Source organism: Vibrio sp. 2-2(8), assembly GCF_963888495.1.
GTDB classification, from domain to species: domain Bacteria; phylum Pseudomonadota; class Gammaproteobacteria; order Enterobacterales; family Vibrionaceae; genus Vibrio; species Vibrio anguillarum.
The window spans coordinates 1-735 of the sequence record NZ_CAWPJM010000041.1; the positions used below are offsets into that span (position 1 = coordinate 1).

At 41.0% G+C, this 735-nt stretch carries 1 protein-coding gene; it reads left to right on the top strand.

Annotation, left to right across the window (positions count from 1 at the left end; all coding sequences use genetic code 11):
• Positions 1-615, top strand: a 615-nt coding sequence (locus AACV12_RS11230) for a hypothetical protein (protein WP_212754948.1), incomplete at its 5' end; no start/stop codon positions are given.
• Positions 616-735: the final 120 nt, after the last annotated feature.

A 735-nucleotide genomic window follows, 5' to 3' on the forward strand; every position in this document is an offset into this window, starting at 1 on the left:
GGCGTTATATGTTTATCAGCGAAAGCAGGAGTCACTGTGCAAGTAAGATATCGTTCGGATTATTCAAATCATGTTCATCAACTGGTTGTTACAGTCTCTAAGCATTTCTATGTAACGAAGCAAGGTAAGTTTAAGCGCCAATCTACTCCGTTTAAAGCTGTTATTGGTAAATCATCAAGTTATACAAAAACACATGTTGTCCATTATATGATTACTGATCATTACAGTGGCTTGTTTTACTCGGAAGTTACAACCAGCGATGATTTGTTCCCTATCGAAGCTTTTTTGGAAAGAGCGTGGGGGTTTAAGCCTGGTCATCCTATGCAGGGGGAACCGCATTTGCTTGTAGTTCCCAAATCTGTATTTAACGCGTTTCCAAGTTTAAGTGCTTGGTTATATCAAAAACCAATAGAGCTAGTGCAAGCAACAAGTGGTTTTCAAACTGGAATTCGTAGCATCAGAACGTGGGAAGAGGTTCTGAGAATTGGTGGCTCCTTCCGTTATCAGACTGGTTTTCCGCCAGATTTCGCCGAGGTTCAGGCTAATTCTTTTGACAGTTGTGTATTCCAAACACGCAAAAACTTCACCAAGTGGACTGAAGGATTAAACATATAACAAAGCATTTAAGAGGGATTCTCAACGCTTGGCAGTTTTGGTTCTACTTCAAATTTAGTGTTTATGGCACAATGCTTTAGGTTGGGTGGAGGCGTTGTTCACCCCTTAATGCGGCGTTAG